Source organism: Gordonia sp. IITR100, assembly GCF_002009645.1.
Classification (GTDB): Bacteria; Actinomycetota; Actinomycetes; order Mycobacteriales; family Mycobacteriaceae; genus Gordonia; species Gordonia hongkongensis.
The window spans coordinates 53,117-79,937 of record NZ_MVKV01000003.1 but is presented as its reverse complement, the minus strand read 5'-3'; the positions used below and the strand labels follow the sequence as shown (position 1 = coordinate 79,937).

At 69.3% G+C, this 26,821-nt stretch carries 24 protein-coding genes; 9 read left to right on the top strand and 15 right to left on the bottom strand.

Translation table 11 applies throughout. The features are described from left to right. Nucleotides 1–14 precede the first annotated feature (14 nt). On the bottom strand, nucleotides 15–1,574 hold the full coding sequence (locus B1818_RS06760) for a cobyric acid synthase (RefSeq protein WP_078112441.1): 1,560 nt from the start codon (nucleotides 1,572–1,574) through the stop codon (nucleotides 15–17). Between the two features lie 154 nt (nucleotides 1,575–1,728). Here B1818_RS06760 and B1818_RS06755 point away from each other — a divergent pair, with 154 nt between their 5' ends. Next, the gene (locus B1818_RS06755) at nucleotides 1,729–3,951 is read left to right on the top strand and encodes a protein kinase (RefSeq protein WP_078112256.1); all 2,223 of its coding nucleotides are present in this window, start codon (nucleotides 1,729–1,731) and stop codon (nucleotides 3,949–3,951) included. 43 nt (nucleotides 3,952–3,994) lie between these two features. On the opposite strand, the gene map is transcribed toward B1818_RS06755, so the two are convergent. Continuing rightward, nucleotides 3,995–4,858 (bottom strand): type I methionyl aminopeptidase, encoded by an 864-nt coding sequence (gene map / locus B1818_RS06750; RefSeq protein WP_078112255.1) that lies wholly within the window; start codon nucleotides 4,856–4,858, stop codon nucleotides 3,995–3,997. A gap of 120 nt (nucleotides 4,859–4,978) precedes the next feature. On the opposite strand from map, the gene B1818_RS06745 reads away from it, so the two are divergent. The 3 genes from B1818_RS06745 to B1818_RS06735 are packed head-to-tail and all read left to right on the top strand — an operon-like array spanning nucleotide 4,979 to nucleotide 7,934. Further along, complete coding sequence (locus B1818_RS06745; protein ID WP_078112254.1) at nucleotides 4,979–6,001, top strand: hemin ABC transporter substrate-binding protein; 1,023 nt, start codon at nucleotides 4,979–4,981, stop codon at nucleotides 5,999–6,001. Further along, nucleotides 5,998–7,134 (top strand): iron ABC transporter permease, encoded by a 1,137-nt coding sequence (locus tag B1818_RS06740; RefSeq protein WP_058250109.1) that lies wholly within the window; start codon nucleotides 5,998–6,000, stop codon nucleotides 7,132–7,134. The genes B1818_RS06745 and B1818_RS06740 overlap by 4 nt, the downstream gene beginning before the upstream one ends. Further along, entirely contained in the window at nucleotides 7,128–7,934 is an 807-nt protein-coding gene (locus tag B1818_RS06735; protein ID WP_058250108.1) for a heme ABC transporter ATP-binding protein, read from the top strand. The genes B1818_RS06740 and B1818_RS06735 overlap by 7 nt, the downstream gene beginning before the upstream one ends. Before the next feature lie 27 nt (nucleotides 7,935–7,961). Here the strand turns inward: B1818_RS06735 and B1818_RS06730 are convergent, their stop codons facing one another. The 5 genes from B1818_RS06730 to dxr all read right to left on the bottom strand — a co-directional run bounded on the left by B1818_RS06730 (nucleotide 7,962) and on the right by dxr (nucleotide 14,448). Continuing rightward, on the bottom strand, nucleotides 7,962–9,803 hold the full coding sequence (locus B1818_RS06730; protein ID WP_058250107.1) for a penicillin-binding transpeptidase domain-containing protein: 1,842 nt from the start codon (nucleotides 9,801–9,803) through the stop codon (nucleotides 7,962–7,964). Between the two features lie 58 nt (nucleotides 9,804–9,861). Beyond that, entirely contained in the window at nucleotides 9,862–10,698 is an 837-nt protein-coding gene (locus B1818_RS06725; protein ID WP_065628972.1) for a GNAT family N-acetyltransferase, read from the bottom strand. Nucleotides 10,699–10,730: 32 nt separating this feature from the next. Then, nucleotides 10,731–11,918, bottom strand: coding sequence for a flavodoxin-dependent (E)-4-hydroxy-3-methylbut-2-enyl-diphosphate synthase (gene ispG / locus B1818_RS06720; protein WP_078112440.1), 1,188 nt, complete (start codon nucleotides 11,916–11,918; stop codon nucleotides 10,731–10,733). A gap of 70 nt (nucleotides 11,919–11,988) precedes the next feature. Further along, nucleotides 11,989–13,221: an RIP metalloprotease gene (locus tag B1818_RS06715; RefSeq protein WP_078112253.1), complete on the bottom strand. Its 1,233-nt coding sequence runs from the start codon at nucleotides 13,219–13,221 to the stop codon at nucleotides 11,989–11,991. A gap of 51 nt (nucleotides 13,222–13,272) precedes the next feature. Beyond that, nucleotides 13,273–14,448 carry a 1-deoxy-D-xylulose-5-phosphate reductoisomerase gene (dxr, locus tag B1818_RS06710; RefSeq protein WP_078112252.1) on the bottom strand — a complete coding sequence of 392 codons (1,176 nt, stop codon included), beginning with the start codon at nucleotides 14,446–14,448 and terminating at the stop codon, nucleotides 13,273–13,275. A 143-nt stretch (nucleotides 14,449–14,591) separates the two neighbouring features. On the opposite strand from dxr, the gene B1818_RS06705 reads away from it, so the two are divergent. Further along, nucleotides 14,592–14,894: a DUF2631 domain-containing protein gene (locus B1818_RS06705; protein ID WP_078112251.1), complete on the top strand. Its 303-nt coding sequence runs from the start codon at nucleotides 14,592–14,594 to the stop codon at nucleotides 14,892–14,894. Between the two features lie 98 nt (nucleotides 14,895–14,992). Here B1818_RS06705 and rlmN read toward each other — a convergent pair whose 3' ends face one another. After that, on the bottom strand, nucleotides 14,993–16,099 hold the full coding sequence (gene rlmN / locus B1818_RS06700; RefSeq protein WP_065628976.1) for a 23S rRNA (adenine(2503)-C(2))-methyltransferase RlmN: 1,107 nt from the start codon (nucleotides 16,097–16,099) through the stop codon (nucleotides 14,993–14,995). A 30-nt stretch (nucleotides 16,100–16,129) separates the two neighbouring features. Here rlmN and B1818_RS06695 point away from each other — a divergent pair, with 30 nt between their 5' ends. Next, the gene (locus tag B1818_RS06695) at nucleotides 16,130–16,537 is read left to right on the top strand and encodes a lipopolysaccharide assembly LapA domain-containing protein (protein WP_058250101.1); all 408 of its coding nucleotides are present in this window, start codon (nucleotides 16,130–16,132) and stop codon (nucleotides 16,535–16,537) included. A gap of 25 nt (nucleotides 16,538–16,562) precedes the next feature. Here the strand turns inward: B1818_RS06695 and B1818_RS06690 are convergent, their stop codons facing one another. The 4 genes from B1818_RS06690 to B1818_RS06675 form a co-directional block, all read right to left on the bottom strand. After that, nucleotides 16,563–17,414 (bottom strand): phosphatidate cytidylyltransferase, encoded by an 852-nt coding sequence (locus B1818_RS06690; protein ID WP_058250100.1) that lies wholly within the window; start codon nucleotides 17,412–17,414, stop codon nucleotides 16,563–16,565. Next, nucleotides 17,411–17,968, bottom strand: a complete 558-nt coding sequence (gene frr / locus B1818_RS06685) for a ribosome recycling factor (RefSeq protein WP_058250099.1) — start codon at nucleotides 17,966–17,968, stop codon at nucleotides 17,411–17,413. Before frr ends, B1818_RS06690 begins: the two co-directional genes overlap by 4 nt. 57 nt (nucleotides 17,969–18,025) lie before the next feature. Continuing rightward, a complete protein-coding gene (gene pyrH / locus B1818_RS06680; protein ID WP_058250098.1) occupies nucleotides 18,026–18,760 on the bottom strand; it encodes a UMP kinase in 735 nt (244 codons plus the stop codon). Nucleotides 18,761–18,859: 99 nt separating this feature from the next. Continuing rightward, complete coding sequence (locus tag B1818_RS06675; protein WP_058250097.1) at nucleotides 18,860–19,891, bottom strand: alpha/beta hydrolase family protein; 1,032 nt, start codon at nucleotides 19,889–19,891, stop codon at nucleotides 18,860–18,862. Nucleotides 19,892–20,193: 302 nt separating this feature from the next. On the opposite strand from B1818_RS06675, the gene B1818_RS06670 reads away from it, so the two are divergent. Then, nucleotides 20,194–21,615 carry a condensation domain-containing protein gene (locus B1818_RS06670; RefSeq protein WP_058250096.1) on the top strand — a complete coding sequence of 474 codons (1,422 nt, stop codon included), beginning with the start codon at nucleotides 20,194–20,196 and terminating at the stop codon, nucleotides 21,613–21,615. Further along, a complete protein-coding gene (locus B1818_RS06665) occupies nucleotides 21,612–23,297 on the top strand; it encodes an MFS transporter (protein WP_303048501.1) in 1,686 nt (561 codons plus the stop codon). The genes B1818_RS06670 and B1818_RS06665 overlap by 4 nt, the downstream gene beginning before the upstream one ends. A gap of 54 nt (nucleotides 23,298–23,351) precedes the next feature. Here B1818_RS06665 and tsf read toward each other — a convergent pair whose 3' ends face one another. After that, nucleotides 23,352–24,176, bottom strand: a complete 825-nt coding sequence (gene tsf, locus B1818_RS06660) for a translation elongation factor Ts (protein ID WP_058250094.1) — start codon at nucleotides 24,174–24,176, stop codon at nucleotides 23,352–23,354. Nucleotides 24,177–24,230: 54 nt separating this feature from the next. Then, the gene (gene rpsB / locus B1818_RS06655; protein ID WP_058250093.1) at nucleotides 24,231–25,052 is read right to left on the bottom strand and encodes a 30S ribosomal protein S2; all 822 of its coding nucleotides are present in this window, start codon (nucleotides 25,050–25,052) and stop codon (nucleotides 24,231–24,233) included. 390 nt (nucleotides 25,053–25,442) lie between these two features. Between rpsB and B1818_RS06650 the strand changes: the two genes are divergently transcribed. Next, entirely contained in the window at nucleotides 25,443–25,916 is a 474-nt protein-coding gene (locus B1818_RS06650; RefSeq protein WP_223258935.1) for a murein hydrolase activator EnvC, read from the top strand. Between the two features lie 6 nt (nucleotides 25,917–25,922). On the opposite strand, the gene B1818_RS06645 is transcribed toward B1818_RS06650, so the two are convergent. Beyond that, nucleotides 25,923–26,807: a tyrosine recombinase XerC gene (locus B1818_RS06645; protein ID WP_058250297.1), complete on the bottom strand. Its 885-nt coding sequence runs from the start codon at nucleotides 26,805–26,807 to the stop codon at nucleotides 25,923–25,925. Between the last annotated feature and the right edge of the window lie 14 nt (nucleotides 26,808–26,821).

The following is a 26,821-nucleotide window of genomic DNA, read 5'->3' as shown; positions in this document are numbered from 1 at the left end:
CACGACCCCGGCGTCTACAAGTCCTCGAGGTGGTGACGGATGACCTTGGGGTGGCGCGGCGGCCCTTGTCGGATCAGCCGCATGATGGCGTCGAGGTCGAGGTGTTCGGTGACGAGGTCGGCCATCTGATCGACCTGTCGCCGACGTACGGCGTCGACGTCGGTGTCGGGCGCCACGCGGAATCCACGGACCCCGGCCTCGGCCGCCACGTCGGCCAGAAGTCGACGCCGGAAGTCGTTGCACGCCAGTAGTCCGTGCCAGTGGGTACCCCGGACCGCCCCCCGCACCGCGCCCTCCGGACCGTGCCGGTCGTCGACGATCCACGTGTTCTCGGCCGATCGGGTCACCCGGCCGTGATGGATCTCGTAGCCGCTGATCGAGACGCCGGACGAGTCGCCGCCGGTCCCGGTCACCTGCCGCACGGTTTTCTCGGCGTGGAACTCGATGTCGAGGTCGAACAACCCCAGTCCGGGCACCCGCCCGCGACCGGACTCCACCCGGTCGTCGAGGGTGCGGCCCAGCATCTGGAATCCGCCGCACACGGCGACGATCGGACGTCCGCGGGCCGCGCGTTCGGTGAGCGCCTCCCCGAGACCGCGCGCCCGCAGCCACTCGAGGTCGGTCACGGTGGCACGGGTGCCGGGCAGCACGACGAGGTCGGCGGCCGCCACCCCGGCCGGGTCGTCGACCCAGGTGACGTCGACACCGGGTTCGCAGGCCAGCGCCTCGACGTCGGTCGAATTGGAGATCCGCGGCAGGCGGATGGCGGCGACCCGCAATCGGGGTCCTCCGGTCGCGGAGGATTCGGTGAACGAGCGCGGCGGCCCGACCCGCCGCCCGACCGGCGCCGCGAGCGAGTCCTCGGCGTCGAGCCACAGGTCGTCGGCGAAGGGCACCACCCCGAGCGTCGGCCGTCCCGTGATCGCCTCGACCTGCCGCAGTCCCGGCTCGAGGATCGACGGGTCACCACGGAACTTGTTGACCACGAACCCCGCGATCAGCCGCTGATCGGCGTCGTCGAGGACCGCGGTGGTACCGAACAGATGGGCCAGCGACCCGCCGCGGTCGATGTCGGTGACCAGCACCACCGGGAGGTCCGCCGCCTGTGCGAGACCGAGATTCGCGATGTCGTTGGCGCGCAGATTGATCTCGGCGACCGAACCCGCACCTTCGCAGATGACGACGTCGAAGTCGCGTCGGAGACCGGCCAACTCGTCGGCGACGACGGCACGCAGCCGCGCCCGCCAGTGCAGGTAGTCGGCGGCCCCGACGTCTCCGGCGGGCCGACCGCGGAGGATCACGTGCGAGCGACGGTCACTGCCCGGTTTCAGCAGCACCGGGTTGAACCTGGTGGAGGGTTCGAGGCCACAGGCGAACGCCTGCAACGCCTGGGCACGACCGATCTCGCCGCCGTCGAGGGTGACCACCGAGTTGTTGGACATGTTCTGCGCCTTGAACGGTGCGACCCGCACACCGGTGCGCCGCAGCGCACGGCACAGCCCGGCGACGATGAGGCTCTTCCCGGCATCGCTGCTGGTACCGCCCACGAGCAATGCGCCACCGAGTCCGTCCACCCGGAACAGACTAGAGGCCGGACCCGAGGCCGCGACCACGGTGGCGTCGTTCACAAGTCCCACCGTTCACCTCGCGGTCGTGCGGGTCTGGATACAGTGACCCGGACCAACAGGTCGACAGCCGGTCGTTCAGAGCCAAGGGGGGTCATCGGACGTGGAGGTCGTGAAGCCGGGGTCGGTGTTCGCCGGATATCGCGTCCTGGAGATGCTCGGGCGTGGCGGCATGGGACAGGTCTGGCTCGTCGAACACCCCACGCTGGGTCGCCGCGAGGCCCTCAAGATCATCTCGCCGAACCCCGCCGATCCCAGTTTCGCCGAGCGGTTCCGCAACGAGGCCCGCACCGCCGCGGCCCTCGATCACCCCGGCATCGTCACGGTCTACACCCACGGCGTGGAGAACGGCAGCCCGTGGTTCTCGATGTCCTACCTCGAAGGCGAGGACCTCGCCGCCGCGTCGGCCCTGCCGGTCGACGACGTGGTGACGGTCGTCGGCAAGGTCGCCGACGCGCTCGACTATGCCCATACCCGGCGCGTCATCCACCGCGACATCAAACCCGCGAACATCGTGGTCGCCCGCGGCCCCGACGGCCGGATCACCCGGGTCACCGTGCTCGACTTCGGCATCGCCCGCCTGATGGACGGCGCGAAGATGACCGCGACCAACCTGTTCGTCGGCACCCTCGCCTACGCCGCACCCGAGATCCTCACCGGCGAACCGGCGATCCCGGCGTCGGACCAGTACGCGCTCGCGTGCACGACGTTCCAGCTGCTCACCGGATCGCAGCCCTACCCCGGGCAGACCCCGATGGCCCTGATCGCCGGCCACGTCAACACGCCCGCACCGCGGATCTCCGAGCGCCGCCCCGACCTTGTCCACGTCGATGCCGTGTTCGCGCGCGCCCTCGCCAAGAACCCCGCCGACCGGTTCGCGTCCTGCTCCGAGTTTGCCGCGGCGCTCGCCCGGGCGGTCGAGATCGCGTCGACGGCGCCCTCCGTCGTCGCGGCGCAGGCACCCGGCCGTCCGTTCTCCCCACCGCCGCCCACCCAGCAGGCGCCGGTGCACCCGGTGGCCCACCGTGCCCAGCCACCCGGCGTTCACCCACCGTTCCCGGCGTACGGTCCCGGCGGACCGCCGCCGGGTCCACCACCCGGATATGTGACCGGGCCCGGCGGACCCCACGGACCCGGCCCGGGGTCACGGGGAACGGGCTCACGCACCGCGTGGATCGTCGCCGCGGTGCTCGGTGTCGTCGTCCTCGTCGTCGGTGTCGTCGGGGCCGCGATCGCCCTCAGCGGATCGGGATCGGATCCTCAGACGGCGCCGGTCGCCGGGTCATCGACGACGCCGCCCAGCAGTTCCGGCGGATCCTCCACCGGCAGCGATGAGTTCGAGTCCATCGCCTCCAGCGGGGACAGTACGTGCGCGGTGCGCGGCAATCGACTGTACTGCTGGGGCGACAACGAACGGGGCACGCTGGGCGACGGTACGACCACCGACCGCCCGCGCCCGGTCGCGGTCACCAGCATCTCCGACGTCTCGGCGGTGAGCATGGGCGGCCTCGGGACGACCTGCGCGATCAGTTCCGGAGACCTCTACTGCTGGGGTTACGGGATCGGACCGCCCGGGCAGAACGTGCCGCTGCCGACGAAGGTGTCCGGCCTGTCCCGGGTGTCGGCGGTGTCGGTCGGGCTCACGATCTGCGCGATCAGCGACGGCGACGCCTACTGCTGGCGCAACAACGCGAGCGGCCAGGTCGGCAACGGCAGTACCGGGTCGGTGGACGTGCCCACCCGCGTCGCCGGTCTCTCGGACGTGACCGCCGTGTCCACGTCGCACACCACGAGTTGCGCCATCGCCGGCGGTTCGGCGTACTGCTGGGGCAACAACCGGGAAGGCCAGATCGGCGACGGCACCACACTCGACCGCCTCACCCCGACCCGGGTCCTCGGACTCGACTCGCCCACGTCGATCAGCACGAGCCTGTACTCGACGTGTGCGGTCGCCGGCTCCGGCGGCGTGTTCTGCTGGGGCCAGAACACCAGCGGCCAGCTCGGCGACGGCACCGAGCAGAACCGGCGCACCCCGACCCGCATCGACGTCCGCGGGGCCACCGAGGTGTCCACGGCGGCCTATGGCGGTTGCGCCGCCGCGGGCAGCTCCGCCTACTGCTGGGGTTCACGCAGCGATCAGCCGGACAAGAGCCCCGACCGCGTCAACGGACTGTCGGGGGTCACCGAGGTCACCACCGGTTCGGCGAACGTGTGCGCGGTCGCGGACGACGAGATGTACTGCTGGGGCCTCAACGGCCAGGGTCAGCTCGGCAACGGGACGACCACGACGAGCAGCGAACCGCAACCCGTCCGCTTCCCCGCCTGATCGTCTCGGCTGTCGGACCGAACCTCAGTTGTCGGGCCCGATGTCAGTTGTCCGGCACAGTGAGGATCTCGGCGCCGTCGTCGGTGACGACGAGGGTGTGCTCGAACTGCGCGGTCCACCGGCGGTCGGCGGTCACCACGGTCCAGCCGTCGTCCCACATCTCCCACGGCAGTGCGCCGAGGTTGATCATCGGCTCGATGGTGAAGACCATCCCGGGTTCGAGGACCGTGTCGACGTTCGGTTCGTCGTAGTGCAGCACGATCAGCCCGTTGTGAAAGGTCTCACCGATGCCGTGGCCGGTGAAATCGCGCACGACCGTGTAGCCGAACCTGTTCGCGTAGGACTCGATGACCCGACCGATGACATTCAGCTCGCGACCCGGTTTGACGGCCTTGATGGCCCGCTCGGTCGCGATCCGCGTCCGCTCGACGAGATCGGCGGCCTCCTGGTCGACGTCGCCGGCGAGGAAGGTCGCGTTGGTGTCGCCGTGCACGCCGTGGATGTAGGCGGTGACGTCGATGTTGACGATGTCCCCGTCCTCGATCACCGTCGAATCCGGGATGCCGTGGCAGATCACCTCGTTCAACGAGGTGCAGCACGACTTCGGAAAGTCCTTGTAGCCCAGCGTCGACGGGTAGGCACCGTGGTCGATCATGTACTCGTGCGCGATCGCGTCGAGTTCGTCGGTGGTCACGCCCGGGGCGACGGCCTTGCCCGCCTCGGCGAGTGCATTGGCCGCGATCTTGCTCGCGATGCGCATCTTCTCGATCGTCTCGGCGGTCTGCACCCAGGGCTCATGGCCCTCGTTCACCGTCGGCTTCCACACGTATTCGGGACGTTCGATGGAGTCGGGCACGGACCGGACGGGCGACACGATCCCCGGCGTGAGGGCACTGCGAACTGGCATGCGACCAGACTATCCCGGCCCGTCGCGGCGAGGCCCGTGGGCGGACACCGCGGCGAACGTCACTAAGCTCGCCGGGAGGAGCCGATGGGAGGCCATCGGAGTCGACGATGGAGGTGTGCGGTGCGGACCAGGGGCTTACGGGCGGCGCTGGTGATGGTGCTGACCGTGCTGAGCCTGTCGGCGTGCTTCGTCACCCCGATCGAGCAGGAGCGGCACTCGCCGGGCGCACATCTGCGCGACGGCCCGCAGACTGCGACGCTCGCGGAGTCCGACGTCACGCCCGTCGTCGAGAATCCCGCTCCCCGGCTGCCCGCGACCGTGGACTCGCTGCGGTACGGCGACGTGACCGTCGACGACGCCGACCGGATCATCGCCGTGGACATCAACGGAACCCTCGGCAACATCGTGTACGCCCTCGGACTCGGGTCGCACGTGGTGGGGCGCGACACGTCCACCGCCTTCCCCTCGGCGAGATCGCGGCCGGTGGTGACCAACCGCGGACACAGCCTCAACGCCGAATCCGTTCTCGCCCTTGACCCGAGCGTCCTGCTCGTCAGCGAGTCCACTGTGCCCACCGCCGCCGTCGACCAGATCCGCGACTCCGGCGTCGCGGTCGTCGTGTTCCCGGCCGCCCGCAATCTGGAGTCGAACGACACCCTGATCCGCTCGGTCGCAGCCGCACTCGGTGTCGCCGATGCCGGCGAGAAGCTCGTCGCCCGGACCGACGCCCAGATCCAAGAGGCGCGCGCGCTGGTCCCGGATCCGTCCGGAGATCCCACCATGGCGTTCCTCTACATCCGCGGACGCAACCTGCTGCTGCTGGCCGGGCCCGGATCGGGTGCCGACGACCTCATCGAGGCGCTCGGTGGCCGGGATGCCGGCGCGGCAGCCGATCTCACCGGCGCGTTCACCGCGATCAGCGCCGAGGCCATGATCACCGCCGACCCGGACGTGATCCTCGTGATGACCCAGGGCGCGGCCACCGTCGGCGGACCCGAGGGGGTGCTGACCCTGCCGGGTGTGGCCGACACCGAGGCCGGCCGCAACGGACGGGTCGTGCAGATGGACGAGAGTCAGATCCTGGCGTTCGGCCCCGAGGTCGGACTGGTGCTGGGTGCGCTGGCGAGGTCGATCTACGCATGACCGACCCAGCGCGGACCACGACGGACCCGGCGACCGAGCCGACGACCCCGTCGGCCGTCGTCGCTCCCCCGGCCGGCACGTCGCATCGGGTCCGTGACCTCACGGTGGTGGCGGTGATGCTGGTCGCCTTGGTCGTGCTCGTCATCGTGTCCGCGGGCACCGGAAAGGTGTCGGTGCCGCCGCTCGAGGTGCTCGGCAGCCTCGCCCACCATTTCCACCTCGATCTCGGACCGCTCCCCTCCCACCCGAACGGCGAAGGCGCGCTGTGGAATGTGCGCTTCCCGCGCATCGTGCTCGGACTGTTCGTCGGAGCCGCGCTCGGCGCCGCGGGTTGCCTCCTGCAGGGAGTGCTGGCGAACCCGCTGGCCGAACCGGGGATCATCGGCGTCTCCTCCGGCGCCGCGGTCGGCGCCTGTCTGATGATCGTGCTCGCCGGCGGGACCGCCGGAGCCGGTGGCGCGGCGGGCAATTGGGCTCTCGCCGGGGCGGCCTTCGTGTTCGGCCTCATCACCGCGGCGGCGGTGTACGTGTTGTCCCTTCGCGACGGGTCGTCGTCGGCGATCATGCTGGTGCTCACCGGTATCGCGGTCAACGCGTTCGCGGCCGGGATCATCGCGTTCCTCACCTTCGTGGCCACCACCGCCGCCCGCGAGCAGATCATCTTCTGGCAGCTCGGCTCGCTCGCCGGACGCACCTGGAGCGAGATCTGGGTCGTCGCACCGCTCGTCGTCGTGGGTGTCGCGGCCTGCCTGTTCCTGGTCTCGAAGCTCGATCTGCTCGCGCTGGGCGACATCCAGGCCGCCTCCCTCGGCGTGAACGTGGAGGCCGTCCGCCGGCAGGCGATCGTGCTCACCGCGGTGCTGACCGCCGCGGCGGTCGCCTTCGCCGGGATCATCGCCTTCGTCGGCCTCATCGTGCCGCACGTGATGCGCCTCATCGTCGGACCGCGCCACGCGATCCTGTTACCCACCAGCGTGATCGGTGGAGCGCTGGTCATCACCGGTGCCGACCTCGCCGCCCGGACGATGCTCGGTGACGCCGACCTCCCGCTCGGCATGTTCACGTCCCTGATCGGTGGCCCGGTCTTCTTCATCCTGTTGCGTCGCAGCCGTCACGCGGGTGCCGGATGGTGACGACCGAAACCGCCGCGACGACGGCCCTGGGCATCCACGCCCGAGACGTCTCGGTCGTTCTCGGCGGACGCGAGGTGGTGAGCGAGGTGACCCTCGACGTCGGGCGCGGTGAACTCGTCGCCCTCGTCGGCCCCAACGGGTGTGGCAAGTCCACGCTGCTGTCGGCCCTGTCCGGCACCCGCACACCGCAGCGCGGTCACATCGAGGTCGACGGCAGGGACGTCGCGACGACCTCGATGCGCGAACTCGCCCGCCACCGCTCGCTGGTGACCCAGCAGAACCGGGTGGACACCCCCTTCACCGTGGCCCAGGTCGTCGCGATGGGCCGCTACCCGTGGCTGCGGACACCGCGCGCGGCGAACTCCCCCGCCGTGATCGCCGACGCGATGGCACTGTGCGAGCTCGGCGACATCGCCGACCGGCCGTTCGGACAGCTCTCCGGCGGCCAGCAGGCACGCGTCTCCCTGGGTCGTGCCCTTGCCCAGGACACCCCCGTCATGATGCTCGATGAGCCGACCGCGGCACTCGACATCCACCATCAGGAGCAGGTCCTCGACATCCTGCGCGTCCACCGCGATGCCGGGAACGCCGTGCTGCTGGTGGTGCACGACCTCACCCTCGCGGCCGCCTACGCCGACCGGGTGGCCGTGATGAAGGACGGCCGGCTGCTCGCGATCGGGCCGACGCCGGAGGTGATGACCGTCGACCTGCTCAGCCACACCTACGACCACCCCGTCGAGGTGATCGAACATGCCGGGCGACGGGTGATCCTCCCCGTCCGGACACCCGGTAGCGCCTAGAAGATGGTGCGCACTGGTGAGGGCGTCTCAGGAGAGAGGGCGCACCGCGTAGCCCGGTCCGAGACCGGCGAAGAAGTCGCGGGTGACGGCCACCGCGTTGTTCGAATCACCACCACCTACGACGAGGGTGGCGAACGCGATGTCGCCACGGTAGCCGGCGAACCAGGCGTGTGACCCGCCGGCGAACTCCGCCTCACCGGTCTTGCCGAAGACCGCACCCTGGCCGTCGATCACCGACGCCGTACCGCTCGTGATGACCTCACGCATCATCGGGCGCAGCTGGGCGTAGACCTCGGGTGCCATCGTGGGCGTCGGACCCTCGACCTTCGTGGGCTTGTCCAGGATGAGTTGCGGCACCGGGGCCTTCCGACCGTTCGCAACGGTGGCGGCCACCAGGGACAGCCCCAGCGGCGAGACGAGGACCTTGCCCTGCCCGAAGCCGTCCTCACTGCGGGCGACGAGTTCGTTCTCGATCGGCACCGAGCCGGACACGGCGTCGAGGCCGGCGATCTCGTACTGCTGTCCGACGCCCATCGCGGCCGCGGCGTGCGCGAGATCCGACGGTCCCATCTCGCTGGCGAGTTTGGCGAACGTGGTGTTGCAGGACTGCGCGAACGCCCGCAGCATCGACACCGTCCCCAGCGAGAACCCGTCGTAGTTCGGGATCAGGCGCGGACCGATCTGGATGGCGCCGGGACATCCGACGGGAGTGTCGGGGGTGGCCATCCGATGGCTGATCGCGGCCGCGGCGGTCACCATCTTGAAGGTCGACCCGGGCGGGTACAGACCGGTCGTCGCGATGGGCCCCGACCGGTCGGCCGCGGGATTCTGGGCGACCGCGAGGATCCGACCGGTGGACGGCTGCACGACGACCAGCGCGATCTGGAACCGGTTGGTGGCGTTGACCGCTCGCTGGGCCGCGTTCTGCACCGTCCGCGACAGACTCAGCGAGACCGCCGGCGCGGGGTCCGGGTCGTGGTCGGCGAGGACGTCGGCGTCGAGGCCGTTGGGGTTGACCGTCACCACCCGCCAGCCCGCCCGCCCCGACACCTCGGAGTCGACGACCTTCTTGACCTCGGTCAGCAGGGCGGGCGCGAATCTCGGGTCCTCGGGGACCAGTTCGGCCTGTTCGTTGGTCACGACGCCGGGGATCGCCAGTTGGTCGCGCAAGCGGTCGAACTGGTCGTGGGACAGCCGGGCGAGCGGGTACTGCTGCCGGTTCGCGGTGACCTGTTCGATGATCGTCTGCTCGTTGAGCGAGGGACTGAACCGGCGCAGTACCGCGACCGCACCGGTCACCGACTCGGCGACCGACGCGCCCTGTTCGGCGGCGGCGGTCGCATCGAAGTTGACGCCCACGACGGTGCCGTTGACCATCACCTCCGAGCCGTCGGACTCATTGACCGTCGCGCGCGGCGCCTCGACAATCTGGAGCGAAAGGCGTTGATCGGCACCGAGTTTCGGATGGATGTTGGTCGACGCCCAGCGCACCGCCCAGCCGTCGTCGGACCGGCCCATCCGCAGGGTGGCGTCGTAGGCCCAGTCGCGGCCCCGCGGCAGCGCCCACGTGTAGTCGACGTCCACCTCGGCGGTGTCCCCGGTGACGCGGACCCGCCCGGCCTGCGACTCGAGCGCCTCGGCACCCAGCCCGGCCCAGGCCGACTCCATCGCGGACTCCGCGGCAGCGGGTGTGTCGGTCAGCGCCGCCGCGGACGCCACCTCACGATCGGCGTAGGCCTGCAGGAAGCGCTCCGCGGCGCGGCGCGGCCCGTCGTCCTCGGAAGCCGAACAACCGACCGTGGCCACCGTCACGGCAGCACACACCGCGACGATCACCGCCGGGGTCCATCGAGTTCGCATGCGCCACATCGCAGTCGAGTCTAGGGTGGCCCGGCCGGAATCCCGCGACGCCACGCGGGGCGGGCGCTCAGTCGACGAGGACGGTCGCGAAGGTGCCGACCTCGGTGAACCCGATGCGGTCGTACACCGCGCGCGCGGTCACGTTGAAGCTGTTGACGTACAGACTCGGAATGCGGCCGTGAGCGGCGACGGCCTCGGCGACGGCCGCGGTACCACCCAGTCCCAGTCCCTCACCGCGCCGGTCGGGATCCACCCAGACTCCCTGGATCTGGCCGACCCGGCGGGACAGCGAGCCGATCTCGGCCTTGAACACGACGTCGGGGCCGTCGAAGCGGGCGAACACCCGCTGCGCGGTGATGAGCGAGGCGAGGCGCCGACGATAGGAACGACCGCCGTCGCCGGCCGTCGGATCGACACCGACCTCGCCGATGAACATGTCGATGGCCGCGGGCATGTACGCGTCGAGGTCGTCGAGGGTCACCAACCGCACGAGCGGGTCGGCGGGTACCGCCGCACAACACGTGAGGGCGAGCAGTGGCTGCACCGGCCGGACCTCACGCGCCGGACCCCACACCGGCTCGATCTGTTCCCACATCTGCATCACGAGGTCGGCGCGGCCGACGATGGAGGAGCATGCCCGCGGCCCGGCGATGGCGCGGTCGGAGAAGTAGTCGAGATCCTCGGGCGAACCGGTGAGCGGGATCAGGTTGGCGCCGGAGAAGCAGAGGGACGACGCGGGATTCTGCGCGGTCCACAGCTCGCCGCCCAGCAGCCGGGGGTTGATCCCGTGCGTCTCGAAGCGGGCCGCGACCATGCACATCGCCACCGGGTCCGAGGTGAGGACACGTTCGACAGCAGCCGCATCACGAGCGCCGAGCGGCTTGTCGCCCAGTAGCTTCAGCAACGCCGCTCCTCCCTCTCGAGCCTGCCGCCGACCTAGGAAACGGTCACCACGGGCGGGCCCACGTGAGTACCGTCTCCAGTTTCTCCTGATTCCTCGGCGATCCGCAGCGCTTCTTCGATCAAGGTCTCGACGATCTGCGCCTCGGGAACCGTCTTGATGACCTCGCCCTTGACGAAGATCTGCCCCTTGCCGTTTCCGGACGCCACGCCGAGGTCGGCTTCCCGGGCCTCCCCGGGGCCGTTGACGACGCACCCCATCACGGCCACGCGCAGCGGGACCTCCATGCCCTCGAGTCCGGCGGTGACCTCGTCGGCCAGCTTGTAGACGTCGACCTGGGCGCGGCCGCACGACGGGCACGAGACGATCTCGAGTTTGCGCGGGCGGAGATTCAGCGACTGCAGGATCTGGTCGCCGACCTTGATCTCCTCGGCCGGCGGGGCCGACAGGGACACCCGGATGGTGTCGCCGATGCCCTCGCTGAGCAGCGCGCCGAAGGCGACGGCGGACTTGATCGTGCCCTGGAAGGCGGGCCCGGCCTCGGTGACCCCGAGGTGCAGCGGGTAGTCACAGGCGGCGGCGAGCTGGCGGTAGGCCTCCACCATGATCACCGGGTCGTTGTGCTTCACCGAGATCTTGATGTCGCCGAAGCCGTGCTCCTCGAACAGCCCGGCCTCCCACAGCGCCGACTCGACGAGCGCCTCCGGGGTCGCCTTGCCGTACTTCTGCAGGATCCGCTTGTCGAGGGACCCGGCGTTGACGCCGATCCGGATGGGGATCCCGGCATCACCGGCCGCCTTGGCGACCTCCTTGACCCGGCCGTCGAACTCCTTGATGTTGCCCGGGTTGACACGCACGGCGGCACAGCCGGCGTCGATCGCGGCGAAGATGTACTTCGGCTGGAAGTGGATGTCGGCGATCACCGGGATCTTGGACTTCTTGGCGATGATCGGCAGCGCCTCGGCGTCTTCGGGACGCGGGCACGCGACACGCACGATGTCGCACCCCGAGGCCGTCAACTCCGCGATCTGCTGCAGGGTGGCATTGATGTCGTGGGTCTTGGTGGTCGTCATCGACTGCACCGAGATCGGGTGGTCGCTGCCGACGCCGACCGAGCCGACGAAAAACTGCCGGGTCTTCCGACGCGGGGCGAGCACCGGCGGTGGTCCGGCGGGCATGCCGAGTCCGATCGGCACAGCGGTCGCGGGAGTCGGGGCGTTCATCTCGTTCACCTCTGGGGGTTTCGGTTCTCTGGTGGTATTCGGCGCCGGACGGCGACCCGGATCGTCCGGGTCACTGCCACGGGTTGATCGGGTTGATGATGTCGGCGGTGAGCGTGAGCACCATGAAGCCGGCCATGATCACCACGGCGGCGTAGGTGATCGGGAGCAGTTTGTAGTAGTCGACGGCCCCACCGGGTGCCCGGCCGAACCAGCGCCGCACGGTGTCGCGGCCCTTCTCGTAGCCGACGATCGCCATGTGTCCGCCGTCGAGCGGGAGGAGCGGGACCAGGTTGAACAGTCCCAGGAAGAAGTTGATGCTGATCAGCAGCATCCAGAACAGGTCCCACAGCCCGCGCTCGACGGCCTGTCCGCCCAGAACCGAGGCGCCGTAGACGCTGACCGGGGTGTCGAGGGCGCGTTCGCCGCCGGTGACCGCGGTCCACAGCGCACCGATCTTCGACGGCAGGGACAGCAGCGCGTTCCAGGTCTCGACGAACAGGTCGCCGGTGAAGCCGATCGCGCCGGGCACGATCTCGAAGCCGCTGTAGGTGATGACGGTCGGCGGGACGTCGTAGGCGATCCCGACCATGTTGTAGGTCTGGGTCTCGCTGGTGCCGTCGGCGTTCGTCGTCGTCACAGTGGTGGGCTCGGGGGTCATCGTCAGGTCGAGTCGCTGACCGTCGCGGTCGACCGTCAGCGCGACCGGGCCGGCGGACTCGCGGATCACCGGGGTCAGATCCGACGCCCGGTCGACCGGCTGGCCGTTGATCGCCACGATGTCGTCGCCGGGGAGCAACCCGGCGACCTCCGCGGGACCGGTGCCGGCGGCACAGGGCGCGTCCTTCTTCTCACCGTCGACGATCGTGCTGGTCGCCGGCACGCACTGCGTCTCGGCGACGCGTGCCGGGGTCGGCCCCGGGTTGAGGTTCGGCAGTCCGAACGTCAGACCGACGATGATGATGAGAACGAAACCGAGGAGGAAGTTCTGGGCCGGTCCGGCGAACAGCACGACCAGGCGTTTCCAGGCCTTCTGCTTGTACATAGCCCGGTCCTTCTCGTCCCAGGCCAGCTCCTCGTGCGGGGTCATTCCGGCGATGTCGCAGAATCCGCCGAGCGGCAGCGCCTTGATCCCGTACTCGGTCTCGCCGCGACGGGTGGACCAGATCGTGGGACCGAAACCGACGAAGTATCGCCGCACCTTCATGCCCGTCGCCTGCGCGGCCCACATGTGACCACATTCATGCCAGGCGACCGACAGCAACAGCGCCACGGCGAACAGCGTGACGCCGATCGCGAAACTCACGTACCTACTCCATCCGGATCACGGGGCGCACCCGCTCACGAGGGCCGCCGATCAGACGGATGCGGCCGCGACCAGCTGCGCAGCACGATCCCGGGCCCACCGATCGGCGGCGAAGACCTCTTCCACAGTACCTGGCGTCCGGCGCCACTGATCTGCCTCGCCGAGCACCTCCTCGATGACCTCGACGATGCGCGGGAACCGGATCGCACCTGCGAAGAACCCTGCTGCGGCGGCCTCGTTGGCGGCGTTGTAGACGGCCGTCAGGCTGCCTCCCGCCGCACCGGCGCGTCGAGCCAGGTCGATCGCCGGGAACACCGCGTCGTCGACGGGCTCGAACGTCCACGACGACGCAGTCGAGAAGTCGCAGGCCGTCGACGAACCGGGCACCCGGTCCGGCCATCCCAGGGCCAGGGCGATGGGCAGCTTCATCGACGGCGGTGAGGCCTTCGCCACCGTCGCCCCGTCGACGAAGGTCACCATCGAGTGCACGATCGACTGCGGGTGGACGGTGACGTCGATGTGGTCGTAGTCGACGCCGAACAGCAGGTGCGCCTCGATGACCTCGAGGGCCTTGTTGACCAGGGTCGCGGAGTTGAGCGTGATCATCGGGCCCATCGACCATGTGGGATGTCGGCCGGCCTGCTCGGGGGTGACGTCCTCGAGTTGCGCACGGGTCCATCCGCGGAACGGGCCACCCGACGCGGTGAGGACCAGTCGATCCACCTCGGCGGCCGTTCCCGCGCGCAGGCATTGCGCGATCGCGGAGTGCTCGGAGTCGACCGGGACGATCTGCCCGGGAGCGGCGGCGTCGAGGACGAGCGCCCCGCCGGCGACGAGTGATTCCTTGTTGGCCAGCGCGAGCCGGGCACCCGATCGGAGTGCGGCGAGGCTGGGCGCCAGGCCGATCGAGCCGACGACGGCATTGAGGACGACATCGACCCCGGTGTCCGCGGCGACGGCGTCGACCAGGTCGCACATCGCATCGGCTCCGCCGAGGACCCGGCCGCCGAGGCGATCGGCGAGCTCGTCCGCTCGCGCGGTGTCGGCGACGGCGATCCGCGAGGCCGGCACGCCGAACGCGGCGGCCTGATCGGCGAGCAGATCGGGATTCGCCCCACCGGCACCGAGACCGGCGACCTCGAAGCGATCCGGATGCTCGGCGATCACCTCGAGAGCCTGGACGCCGATGGAACCGGTGGAGCCGAGGATCAGCACGCGTGTGGGCACGCACCCATTCTGGACCATCCACGTCGACGAACCGCCGCCGCCGGTGACACCGGACCGTCCTGCGGGCGGGGGGTGCCGCTATGCTGCTCGGAGAACTACTACCGATCGTCAGACATCTGACGTCCGCGCTGTGAGGAGTGGCTGTGGCAAGCACCGATGTTGAGCACACTGTGGGGCACGGCGATGGAGGGCATGGCGAAGTCGAGGTCATCGACACCGGCTGGCGCCGCGAGCCCGCCGATGCCCCGTCCGCCCGGTTCGGCTGGCACGGAGCGGCGACCAAGACCTTCTACGGTGCGGCCATCTTCTTCGCGCTGTTCCTCCTCGCGATGATCATCGGCAACCACACCGGTCACATCGAGGACCTGTACCTCATCGCCTTCGCCGCGGGCACCCTGTTCTTCGCCGTGCGCGGATGGTGGATGAACCGCGGAAAGTGGTCCTGACCAGACACATCGATTCATCGACGACGAACGCCGAGCGGTGATCCGCTCGGCGTTCGTCGTATCTGCTTCTCAACTCGCCCCGGGTCGACGCCCCGGGGTCAGCGCTCTTCGGCCGCCAGCTGACCACACGCGGCGGCGATCTCCTGCCCGCGCGTGTCGCGGACGGTGCACGAGACCCCCTGTTCGCGGACCCGGCGGACGAATTCGCGTTCCACCGGTTTGGGACTGGCGTCCCATTCCGATCCCGGCGTCGGGTTCAGCGGGATGAGGTTCACGTGCACCAGCGACCCGAGGGCGCGGTGCAGCTTCTCCCCCAGCAGGTCGGCCCGCCACGGCTGATCGTTGACGTCGCGGATGAGGGCGTACTCGATGGAGACGCGCCGTCCGGTGGTGTCGGCATAGTAGCGGGCCGCCTCGAGCACCTCGGCGACCGACCACCGGTTGTTGACCGGGACGAGGGTGTCGCGCAGTTCGTCGTCGGGCGTGTGGAGGGAGACGGCGAGCGTCACCGCGAGCCCCTCGTCGGCGAGACGGCGGATCGACGGCGCGAGACCGACGGTCGACACGGTCACCGAGCGCGCGGAGATCCCGAGGCCCTCCGGCGCCGGCGAAGTGATCTGCCGGACGGCGCTGACCACGCGCTTGTAATTGGCCAGCGGCTCACCCATACCCATGAACACGACGTTCGACAGGCGTCCGGGCTCGCCGAGTTCCCCGTCGCGCAGCGCGCGGGCCGCGGCCCGCACCTGATCGACGATCTCGGCGGTCGACAGGTTGCGGTCCAGTCCGCCCTGCCCGGTGGCACAGAACGGGCAGGCCATGCCGCAGCCCGCCTGGCTGGAGATGCACAGCGTGTTGCGATCGGTGTAGCGCATGAGGACGCTCTCGAGGAGCGTGCCGTCGTGCAGGCGCCAGAGCGTCTTGCGGGTGGAGTCGTCGTCGCAGGAGATGTGCCGGACCGGGGTGAGCAGCTGCGGGAAGAGCTTGTCCCGCACCGATTCGCGCGACGCCGCCGGCAGATCCGTCATCTCGTCGACGTCACCGTTGAGGCGCGCATAGTACTGGCGGGCCAGTTGATCGGCCCGGAACTTCGGCAGCCCCAGGTCGGCCAGCGCCGCGACGCGACCGGCGGGGTCGAGGTCGGCGAAGTGTGTCGGCGGCCGCCCACGCTTGGGCGCGTCGAACACAAGTGGCAATGAGGTCATTTCGCCATTGTCGCATGTCATGATGAAGTGATGACGACACCCGAGGACCGACGGCACACGGGTTCGGTACCGGCGTGGGGCGAACAGCCCGCCGGGTCACCGCCACCGGCGACCGGTCACGCGCACACCCCGGAGCAGCACGCCCCTGACCCGGACCATCGCGATCGTCTCCGCCGCACGGTCGCCGACGTGGAGCACACGCGGACGCGCGCCACCTGGTTCGGCGTGGTGATCGGCGCGATCATCCTGGTCCTGTTGCTCGTCTTCATCGTGCAGAACCTCCAGTCGCAGACCATCGACTTGCTGTTCTGGGAGGTAAACCTGCCCCTCGGGGTCAGCCTGCTGATCGCGGCCATCGCCGGTGCACTGGTCGTCGCGCTCGTGGGCGGCCTGCGGATGCTCCAACTGCGGCGCGCGCTGAAGAAGGCAGCCAAGTAGCGTCCGGCGGCGCGGTGGCGCGTGCTCAGAGCAGCGCGGTGAGCACGACCCACACCACGAACGCCGACGGCAGCAGGCTGTCGAGCCGATCCATGATGCCACCGTGGCCAGGCAGCAGCGTGCCCATGTCCTTGATCCCGAGATCGCGCTTCACCTGGGATTCGACGAGATCGCCGAGGGTCGCGCAGACCACCAGGACCGGTCCCAGGATGATGCCGATCCACCAGTGGCTCTCGAGCAGGAACACCACGCAGCCGACGGCACCGACAGTGCCGACGAGGAGCGAGCCCACCATGCCTTCCCAGGACTTCTTCGGGCTGATCGCCGGCGCCATCGGGTGCTTGCCGAACATCACGCCCGCGGCGTAGCCGCCGACGTCGGAGCACACCACGACGACCATCAGCGTGGCCACTCTGGCAGCCCCGTCGTCCTGTACCACCAGGTGGGCGCCGAACGACGCGAGCAGCGGCAGCCACGCCAGCACGAACACGGTGACGGCGAGGTCGCGGAGGTAGTTGACCGGCGCCTTGTCGATGCCCTGCCCGAGCAGCTTCCACACCATCGACACCAGGGCCGTCGCCACGAAGGCGACGAGGGCTCCGGTCGGACCCCAGGGCCAGCTCGCCCAGATGATGGCCTGGCCGCCGATGAGCAGCGGCCAGAGGGCGACGTCGTAACCGCCGGTGCGGAGGCGCTTGATGACCTCCCAGGTGGCGACCGCGAACGCGACCGCCACGAGCCCGTACCAGACCTTCGGGACGAAGATCAGGATCGCGATGATGCTGATGCCGAGTGTGCCGCCGACCGCGATCGCGGCCGGCAGGTCGCGGCCGGCGCGCGACTTCTTCTCACCGCCCCGTTGCGGAACCTCGTTCACACCTCGAGCAATTCGTCTTCTTTGTGCTTGACCAAGTCGTCGATCTGGTGCACGTAGGTCGCCGTGGTCTTGTCCAGTTCCTTCTCGGCGCGCGACACCTCGTCCTCGCCGGCCTCGCCGTCCTTCTGGATGCGCTTGAGTTCGTCGGCAGCCTTGCGGCGCACGTTGCGGATCGCGACCTTCGCGTCCTCACCCTTGCCCTTGGCCTGCTTGACCAGATCGCGGCGACGCTCCTCGGTGAGCTGCGGGACGGCGACGCGGATGATCGTGCCGTCGTTGGTCGGATTGACCCCGAGGTCGGAGTTGCGGATCGCGGTCTCGATGTCGCGCAGCGTCGACGCCTCATACGGCTTGATCACGACGAGTCGCGGTTCGGGCGTGTTGATGCTCGCGACCTGGGTCACGGGGGTCATCGAGCCGTAGTACTCGATGTTGACCTTGTTGAACATGGCCGGGTTCGCCCGCCCGGTGCGGATGGAGCCCATGTCCTCCTTGGCGACGTTGACCGCCTTCTCCATCTTCTCCTCGGCGTCGAGCAACGCGTCGTCGATCATCTTCGTCCTTGTTCCGTTCGGTCGGTGTTCTCGTCGATCTCGGGGTCAGGCGCCGGTTCAGGTGCTGACCAGGGTGCCGATGCGGTCGCCTGCGACCGCACGGGCGATATTGCCCTGCTGGAGCAAATTGAACACCAAGATCGGCATCTTGTTGTCCATACACAGGCTGAAGGCCGTCGCGTCGGCGACCTTGAGCTCCTTGTCGAGCACCTCGCGGTGGGTGATCTCGGTGAAGAGGGTGGCGTCGGGGTTGGTGCGCGGGTCGGCGTCGTACACGCCGTCGACCGCCTTGGCCATCAGGACCACCTCGGCCTTGATCTCCAGCGCACGCTGGGCCGCGGTGGTGTCGGTGGAGAAGTACGGCATCCCCATGCCGGCGCCGAAGATGACGACGCGGCCCTTCTCCAGGTGCCGCTGGGCACGCAGCGGGAGATACGGCTCGGCGACCTGCCCCATCGTGATGGCGGTCTGCACCCGGGTCGAGATCCCGCGCTTCTCCAGGAAGTCCTGCAGCGCAAGGCAATTCATGACCGTGCCGAGCATGCCCATGTAGTCCGAGCGGCTTCGGTCGAGCCCTCGTTGCTGGAGCTCGGCGCCGCGGAAGAAGTTGCCGCCGCCGATCACGACGGCGACCTGGACACCGGAATTGACGACGTCGGCGATCTGGTCGGCGACGGTACCCACGACGTCGGGGTCGAGCCCGACTTCGCCGCCACCGAACATCTCGCCGCCCAACTTCAGCAAGACCCTACGGAATCCATCCCGCCGGATGGGGTCGGACGCTTCACTCATCGGCTTCCTCACTCGTCGGTTCGGTGAACTATCGTACGTCGTCACCGGAACCGACCCGCGATACGCGTCGTGCGCGCCGCGCGAGGGTGCCCTGGGGATTCAGCCGCGCAGGGCCGCCTCGAACTGCGGCCAGGCACGATGCAGTTCGTCCTGCCAGTACGGCCACGCATGGGTACCGCCCTCGTAGAGGTGGAACGTCGCCGGCACACCGATCTCGCGCATCCGGCGCTGGAGGTTCCTCGTGCACTGCGCCGTGGCGGTCTCGATCACCGCCCCGACCGCGATCTGGTCGAACAGCTTGGAGCCGTTGCCCTCGATGCCGGGGCCGTCGAGGGTGTCGTACCGGCCCGGCATCCCGGATCCGTTCGAGACGTAGATCGACGTGCCCCGGAACGCCTCGGCATGCAGGTACGGATCGTTGGCACGCCACGCGGGATCGTCGGGAGGTCCCCACATGTTCAGGGTGTTCGCACCGCCGCGGCCCTCGACGACCATCCGGACGACGGCCTGGCCGAGCGGATCGCTGGTCTGGGCGCAGCCACTGAACGAGCCGATCGCCTGAAAGACCGACGGCGCGTGCAGGGCCAGCTGGAACACCGACGTGCCCGCCATCGAGATCCCGGCGATCGCGTTGCGCCCGGCGCCGTCGAAGCGCTCGTCGATCGTTGCCGGCAACTCCTCGGTGAGGAAGGTCGCCCACTTCTGCCGCCCCAGCACGGGGTCGGACCGCTGCCAGTCGGTGAAGTAGCTCGCCGCGCCGCCCATCGGGACGACGACGTTGACGTTCTCGTCGGCGAAGAAGGTCCGGATGTCGGTCCGGTCGAACCAACTGCTCCCACCTTCGCCGCCGGCCGCGCCGTTGAGGAGGTAGAGCGTCGGGGCGGGCCCCTGTCCGCGGGCCGGCCACACCTTGACCGGGACCACCCGACGCATCGCCACCGACCGGACGGCGACCTCGATCTCACCCCCGCGCTGTACCGTCTCGCCGACGATGCGAGCGGGCGCGGGTGTCGCGGCGGCGGGCGCCGCCAGTCCGAGTGTCGCAGCGAGCAGCGCGATCACGAGGGTCGCGGTCCGCACCGTCGTGTGCAGGTTCCCCGGTCGGTCACCGTTGGCAGACCCGTCGTCCATACCCCTCGCCTTCATTCGGGTGCGACCGCCGTCACACGCGCAACCCCGGCAGTGTGCCCGACGCACCGCCCGATGTCCACATGGGTCAATCGTCCAGCACCGCAACGGCATTCGATGAGACAGAGAGACAGGGACTGATACAACGTCTCATCGCACCACGGTTGTCCCGTTTCCCCGGCCGTCGAGGTTACCGTGCGGTAGGGTGCGTCCCGGTCGGCCGCTCCACCGTCGGGGACACCTCGGACATCTCTGGTGCGTCGGTCGCCGGATCCACTTTCCCGCAGGCGAATCGAGGAGCACACATGATGAAGTTCGGCCTCATCGAGGAATGGGAGCCCCGTCCCGGTCACCTGACCAGCTGGGTGGCCTCCCTCGCTTCGGTGACGAATGCCGATCGGGCTCCTGTGCATCCCTCCCCACCGTCCCACCAGCAGGAGGAGTACCTGCGTGTGGCGTGGCGCAACGAGTCCGCGGGTTTCCGTTTCGCGCGGCTCTGCCTGATGGCGTTCGACGTCTCGGCCCCACTCGACGTGTCCGCCATGACGAGCGCGGTCAACGAGTTCGTGCGGCGCCACGACAGTTTCCGGTCGTGGTTCTCGATGGAGGACGACGGTTCGATCCTCCGCCATCTCGTGCCCCCGGAGGTCGTCGAACTCATCCCGGTCGTATACGGAGACCGCGACGCCCCGCAGCTGCGGACGCACGTGCAGGACGAGACCTCGGGGCCGTTCAACTGGGACTGCTTCACCTTCGGAGCCATCGAGTGGGAGGGCGGGTTCACCCTCTACGCCGCGGCCGACCATCTCAACACCGACGGGATCTCCCAGGCCATCACCTGCGTGGACCTGTTGACCCTCTACATGAATGCGGCCTTCGGCGGCGACGCCGAGCTGCCCCCGGTCGGCAGCTACCTCGACTACTGCGCGCGCGAACGCGCCGTGTCGCGTCAGTTGACACGTCGTTCACCGCACGTCCAGCGCTGGATCGACCTGGTGCAGGCCAACGGCGGACGACTACCCGGTTTCCCGTTGCCGCTCGGCACCGGCGCGCAGACCTACACGCGCAGCGCGATCGTGAACTCGACCCTGTTCGACGAGCCCACCGCCGCGCGCTTCGAGCAGATCTGTCGCGATCTGGGCGCCAACATGATTGCCGGGATCATGACGGCGGCCGCCCTCGTGTACGCCGAATTCACCGGTCGAAGTGAGTATTTCGGGATGACGCCGAAGAGCACGAGATCGGGCACCGCGGAGTTGAAGTCGGTGGGCTGGTTCACGAGCCTGATCCCCGTTCCTCTCACCGTCGACGACGACACCACGTTCCGCTCCCTGGCGCCGGAGGCTGCGCGCAGCTACGAGTCCGGAAAAGAATTGACCGACATCTCGTTTCACCGGGTTCTCGAACTCGTGGAACCCGCCGACGAGATCGCGGTCCGATCCGGCTGGGCGGTGCCGATGGTGTCCTACATCGACGTCCGCAAACTACCCGGTGTCGAGATCTTCGAAGCCGGGAACGGGTGCCTCTTCGGCAATCGCGGTAGCAGCGAGGAGGTGTACATGTGGGTCAATCGGTTCTCCGGCCAGACCTCGATCACGTTGCTGTACCCCGACACCGAGATCGCGCGGGAGTCCGTCACGCACTACGTCGAACGATTCGTCGCGGTGATGGCCGCGGTCGCCGACCTGGGTGACTACCGACCCTCGCTGCCGGCCCTCGCACCGTGACCGCCGGCCCCGCGGCGGGCCGGGAGACGACGGGCGCTCTGCGCGATCGTCCGGGGGCCTGGGCGGCTCTCGCGGGATGCCTGCTCGGGGTGTTCATGCAGATGCTGGACACCACCATCGTCAACATCGCTCTGCCCGATCTCGCCCGGGATCTCGGCGCGTCGACGTCGCAGCAACTCCTGGTGCTGACGGTGTACACCCTGTCGTTCGCGTGCACCCTGCTGACCGCAGCGACACTGGGGGCGCGTGTCGGACGCCGGCGGATGTTCGTGGTCGGGATGGTGGCCTTCACCGTGACGTCGGTGCTGTGCGGTGTGGCGACCGGTCCTGCTGAAGTCATCGCCTGTCGCGGAATACAAGGCGTGAGTGCGGCGCTCATGTCCGCGCAGACCCTGGCTCTCATCGCGGCCCTGTTCGACAAGAGGCGTCACGGACTGGTCTTCGGCGTCTACGGGGCCGTCGCCGGTATCGCCGCCATCCTCGGTCCGGTGATCGGCGGCTTCCTCGTCGACGCCGACGTTCTCGGATGGGGCTGGCGCGCGATCTTCTTCGTCAACGTGCCGCTCGGCCTGCTCTCGTGCCTGCTCGCCCACCGCCGCCTACCCGACGCGCGCGAACCGTCGCCGGGACGCGTGGACGTCCCGGGCGTGGTGCTGTCGGCAACGGCGCTGTTCCTGCTGCTGTACCCGCTGGCCCTCGGACGCGAGTTGGGGTGGCCCCCGATCCTGTGGGCGATGATCGGGACGGCCGGAATCCTGTTGACGCTGTTCGCTGTTCACGAGGTGCGCGTCGACGCCCGCGGTGGCACTCCCCTGTTACGACCACGGCTGTTCGCCTCGCGCCGCTTCGCGGTCGGGCTTCTCCTGTCGCTCCTGTTCTTCAGTGTGTTCGCCGGGTTCTTCTTCACCGTGTCGATCTCGGCTCAGTTCGGACTCGGCTACTCGGCCTTCGGGACCGGGATGCTGGCCCTGCCCTTCGCGATCGGCGCCGCGGTCGGCTCACTCGCCTCACCACGCGTGGTCGCCCGCATCACCGCCCCGCACACCCTGATGGCCGGATCCGTCGCCGTCGGAGCCGGATTCGTCTGGCTCGCGATGATCATCGAACCGGCTGCGGAGACCCTGCCGGTGCCCGGCATCCTCGGTCCCCTCGTACTCGGCGGTCTGGGGACGGGTGTGTTCATCGCACCGCTGCACGCCGTGATCCTGTCCGACACGACCGAAGCCACGGTGGGCACGGCAACCGGGACTATCCCCACTGTTCAGCAGATCGGCGCCTCGATCGGGCTGGCGGTCGTCACCCTCTTCTTCTTCGGTCAGGTGGCCGGCCAGACAAGCGAGACGGTTCCGGCGGTGAGAGCCGAACTCGTTGCGTCGCTGTCGGAGTCACCGGTTCGCCCGGTGCTGCACGGGGCGGTCGCCGATCGTTTCGCATCCTGCGCGAGCGATCAGCTGCGGTCCGCACATCCGGAGCGACCGGCGCCCGCCTGCGCGGGCGGACCGACCTCGCCGGCGGTCGCCGCGGTCGCCGCGCAGGCACGGCCCTCGACTCAGGATGCGGCCCGGTCGGTGACCGCTCGGACCTTCCTGGCCGCGCTGAGGACGACCTTGATGATGCTGGGTCTCGTCGCCGTGGCGATCGGGGCACTCGCCGCCGCTCTGCGGACGCGACGGACCCCATGAACGCACATCGCCCCGTCTCCTCGACGGAGACGGGGCGATGTGGAACGCGTTCGATCAGGCCTGGCCGACCTCGAACCGGGTGAATGCCTTGACGGTCACACCGGCGTCGTCGAGCAGGGCCTTGACGGACTTCTTCGAGTCCTGGACCGAGGCCTGGTCGAGCAGCACGACGTCCTTGTAGAAGCCGTTGACGCGACCTTCGACGATCTTGGGCAGGGCCTGCTCGGGCTTGCCCTCCTCCTTGGCCGTCTGCTCGGCGATACGACGCTCGTTCTCGACGACGTCCGCGGGGACCTCGTCGCGGGTGGCGTAGCGCGCCTTGAGCGCGGCCACCTGCATCGCGGCGCCGCGAGCGGCCTCCTCGGCGGCCTCGCCCTCACCGGTGTAGGACACCAGCACGCCGACGCCCGGAGGCAGGTCCGACGCGCGCTTGTGCAGGTACACGGCAACGGGACCGTCGTAGTAGGCCACGCGCCGGAGCTCGAGCTTCTCGCCGATCTTGGCCGAGAGAGCCGCCACGGCCTCGTCCACGGTGCCGTCGCCGAGCGGAGCCTTCTTCAGCTCGTCGAGGTCGTTGGTCTTCGCCGCGGCCGCCGCGTTCACGATGTCGTCGGCGAGCTGCTGGAACTCACCGTTCTTCGCGACGAAGTCGGTCTCGGAGTTGATCTCGATGAGCGCGCCGCCCTTGGCCGCGACCAGGCCCTCGGCCGTGGAGCGCTCGGCGCGCTTGCCCACGTCCTTGGCGCCCTTGATACGCAGCTCTTCGACGGCCTTGTCGAAATCGCCGTCGTTGTTGGCCAGCGCGTTCTTGCAGTCGAGCATTCCAGAGCCGGTGAGCTCACGGAGACGCTTCACATCAGCTGCGGTGTAGTTCGCCATCGTCGGCGAGCCTCCTTAGAGAAAGTGTTGGGACCGGACTGCGAGCAGTCGGGACTACTGAGCAGCCGGGGCGTCGGTCGCGGCGGCGTCGCCGGCCGGTGCCGCAGCCTGGGTCAGCAGTTCCTGCTCCCACTCTGCCAGCGGTTCGCCACTGCCGGCCTCGGGCTTGGCGTCGCCACTGGCGGCGCCGGCACGGGCCTGGACGCCCTCGGCCACGGCCGAGGCCACGACGCGGGTGAGCAGTGCTGCGCTGCGGATGGCGTCGTCGTTGCCCGGGATCGGGTAGTCGACGAGGTCGGGATCGCAGTTGGTGTCCAGGATCGCGATGACCGGGATGTTCAGCTTGCGCGCCTCGCCGACGGCGATGTGCTCCTTGTTGGTGTCGACGACCCACACGGCCGACGGAACCTTGGCCATGTCGCGGATACCGCCGAGGGTGCGCTCGAGCTTGTTCTTCTCACGCGTGAGCATGAGGATTTCCTTCTTGGTGCGTCCCTCGAAACCGCCGGTCTGCTCCATGGTCTCGAGCTCCTTCAGGCGCTGCAGGCGCTTATGGACGGTCGAGAAGTTGGTGAGCATGCCACCGAGCCAGCGCTGGTTGACGTACGGCATGCCGACACGGGTCGCCTCCGCGGCGATCGATTCCTGTGCCTGCTTCTTGGTGCCGACGAAGAGGATGGTGCCGCCGTGGGCGACGGTCTCCTTGACGAACTCGTACGCCTTGTCGATGTAGGTCAGCGTCTGCTGCAAATCGATGATGTAGATGCCGTTGCGGTCGGTGAAGATGAATCGCTTCATCTTCGGGTTCCAACGGCGGGTCTGGTGCCCGAAGTGTGCGCCGCTGTCCAGCAGCTGCTTCATGGTCACGACAGCCATGATCGTCCTTTTCTCGCAGTTGTCGTCGGTACCGTCGGTACCGACCCTGGCGCCTGCGGCCGAGTGCCACCCGAGACGGCATGGGCCGTTCCGGGACTGCTCACTTGGCGTGTGTTTCTCGACTGTGCTGGTCAGGGCGTCGAAGCCCGGAGCGTCACAGACCTGAGTGCAGGCGCGCGAAGTCACCTCATCAACGAGCGATGAGGTGCGTGGGAGAGTTTACGCCGCGGCGGATGGAACACCAAAACGCCTTCGCCCACGTCGGAGACGGTTGTGGTGATGCCGTCGGCGGTCGAATCGGCATCGACCGCGCGCCCGGCGGATCCCATCCGGCTCCCGCCGCGTCCAATCAGCGTGCCATCCCGATTACCGCGTGTCCTCGCCGCGCTCCTGCCGACCGTCCTCAGCGTCGTCGGTCCGGTCCCGACCGCCGCGTCCGTCGGTGTGTACGCGGCGCCGTTGTCGCCCCGGCCCACCGTGGTGACCGCCTACGACGAGCCCGAGAAGCGATGGCAGCCCGGCCACCGGGGCGTCGACCTCGCGGCCGGGCCCGGCCAGACCGTCCGCGCGGCGGGCGCCGGTCGCGTGCGCTTTGCGGGAACGGTCGCCGGCCGGCCGGTGGTCTCGGTGTCCCATCCCGACGGCGTGACCACGACGTACGAGCCGGTGGAGGCGAGTGTCGACGCGGGTGATCACGTCTCACGAGGTGAGGTCATCGGGACCGTGATGACAGGTCATCCGGGATGCCCGGTGCCCGCCTGCCTGCACTGGGGCGCCCGACGCGGTAGCGGCCGTGCGGCGGACTACCTGGACCCGCTCGGCCTGCTCGGGGCCGTGCGCGTCCGACTCAAACCGGTCGACTGACGGCGGTCACGCTCGCGGGTGCGCCTGTCGATGGACGGCCCGCAGACGTTCGACGCTCACATGCGTGTAGATCTGCGTCGTGGCGAGCGACGAGTGTCCGAGCAGTTCCTGGACGACGCGCAGGTCGGCACCACCCTCGAGCAGATGAGTGGCGGCGCTGTGCCGGAGTCCGTGTGGCCCGGTCGCCGGGCCTCCGCTCGCCTCGACCGCGCGTGACACGACCGAGCGCGCCATCCGCTGGTCGAGCCGTCCCCCGCGGGCACCCAGCAGCAAGGCTGGTCCGGACGCGTCGGTCACCAGGGCCGGGCGTCCGGAACGCAGCCAGGCGTCGATCGCGCGGGCGGCGGGCTCTCCGTAGGGGACCGACCGTTCCTTGTCGCCTTTGCCGATCACCCGCACCACCCGTCGCCCGGCGTCGACGTCGCCGACGTCCAGCCCGCACAACTCCCCCACTCGAACTCCGCTGGCGTACAACAACTCCAGGATGACCCGATCCCGCAGGGCGATCGGGTCGTCGGGGGCACGATCCACTCCGGTGGCCGCGATCGCGGCTTCTGCCTGGGCGGGGGCCAGTACGGCGGGCAGGGTCCGGTGCGCCTTGGGAGCCTTCAACCGCTGTGACGGGTCGGCCGCCAGGTAGCCCTCGCGGACCGCCCACGCGCAGAACGTCTTCGCCGCGGAGACCTGCCGGGCCACGGTCGTGCGCGCGGCGCCGCGCCGGGTCAGTTCCGCGAGCCAGGCCCGCAGCAGCGGGAGATCGATGTCGGCCACCGCGATTCCGCGGGCACCGGCGAACGAGACGAGGGCGCGAGCCCCACCGACATAGGCGCGGATCGTGTGCTCGCTGCGCCCTTTCTCCAGGCGCAGGTGATCGGCGAAGTCGTCGAGCATGGTCACGACCTCAC

Excerpts from the sequence above, each read along its gene's own strand:
- map (WP_078112255.1), bottom strand. The coding sequence starts at position 4,858 with ATGCCAGTTCGCAGTGCCCTCACGCCGGGGATCGTGTCGCCCGTCCGG.
- B1818_RS06740 (WP_058250109.1), top strand. The coding sequence starts at position 5,998 with ATGACCGACCCAGCGCGGACCACGACGGACCCGGCGACCGAGCCGACG.
- B1818_RS06735 (WP_058250108.1), top strand. The coding sequence starts at position 7,128 with ATGGTGACGACCGAAACCGCCGCGACGACGGCCCTGGGCATCCACGCC.
- B1818_RS06730 (WP_058250107.1), bottom strand. The coding sequence starts at position 9,803 with ATGTGGCGCATGCGAACTCGATGGACCCCGGCGGTGATCGTCGCGGTG.
- ispG (WP_078112440.1), bottom strand. The coding sequence starts at position 11,918 with ATGAACGCCCCGACTCCCGCGACCGCTGTGCCGATCGGACTCGGCATG.
- rlmN (WP_065628976.1), bottom strand. The coding sequence starts at position 16,099 with ATGACCTCATTGCCACTTGTGTTCGACGCGCCCAAGCGTGGGCGGCCG.
- B1818_RS06695 (WP_058250101.1), top strand. The coding sequence starts at position 16,130 with ATGACGACACCCGAGGACCGACGGCACACGGGTTCGGTACCGGCGTGG.
- frr (WP_058250099.1), bottom strand. The coding sequence starts at position 17,968 with ATGATCGACGACGCGTTGCTCGACGCCGAGGAGAAGATGGAGAAGGCG.
- pyrH (WP_058250098.1), bottom strand. The coding sequence starts at position 18,760 with ATGAGTGAAGCGTCCGACCCCATCCGGCGGGATGGATTCCGTAGGGTC.
- B1818_RS06675 (WP_058250097.1), bottom strand. The coding sequence starts at position 19,891 with ATGGACGACGGGTCTGCCAACGGTGACCGACCGGGGAACCTGCACACG.
- B1818_RS06670 (WP_058250096.1), top strand. The coding sequence starts at position 20,194 with ATGATGAAGTTCGGCCTCATCGAGGAATGGGAGCCCCGTCCCGGTCAC.
- tsf (WP_058250094.1), bottom strand. The coding sequence starts at position 24,176 with ATGGCGAACTACACCGCAGCTGATGTGAAGCGTCTCCGTGAGCTCACC.
- rpsB (WP_058250093.1), bottom strand. The coding sequence starts at position 25,052 with ATGGCTGTCGTGACCATGAAGCAGCTGCTGGACAGCGGCGCACACTTC.
- B1818_RS06645 (WP_058250297.1), bottom strand. The coding sequence starts at position 26,807 with ATGCTCGACGACTTCGCCGATCACCTGCGCCTGGAGAAAGGGCGCAGC.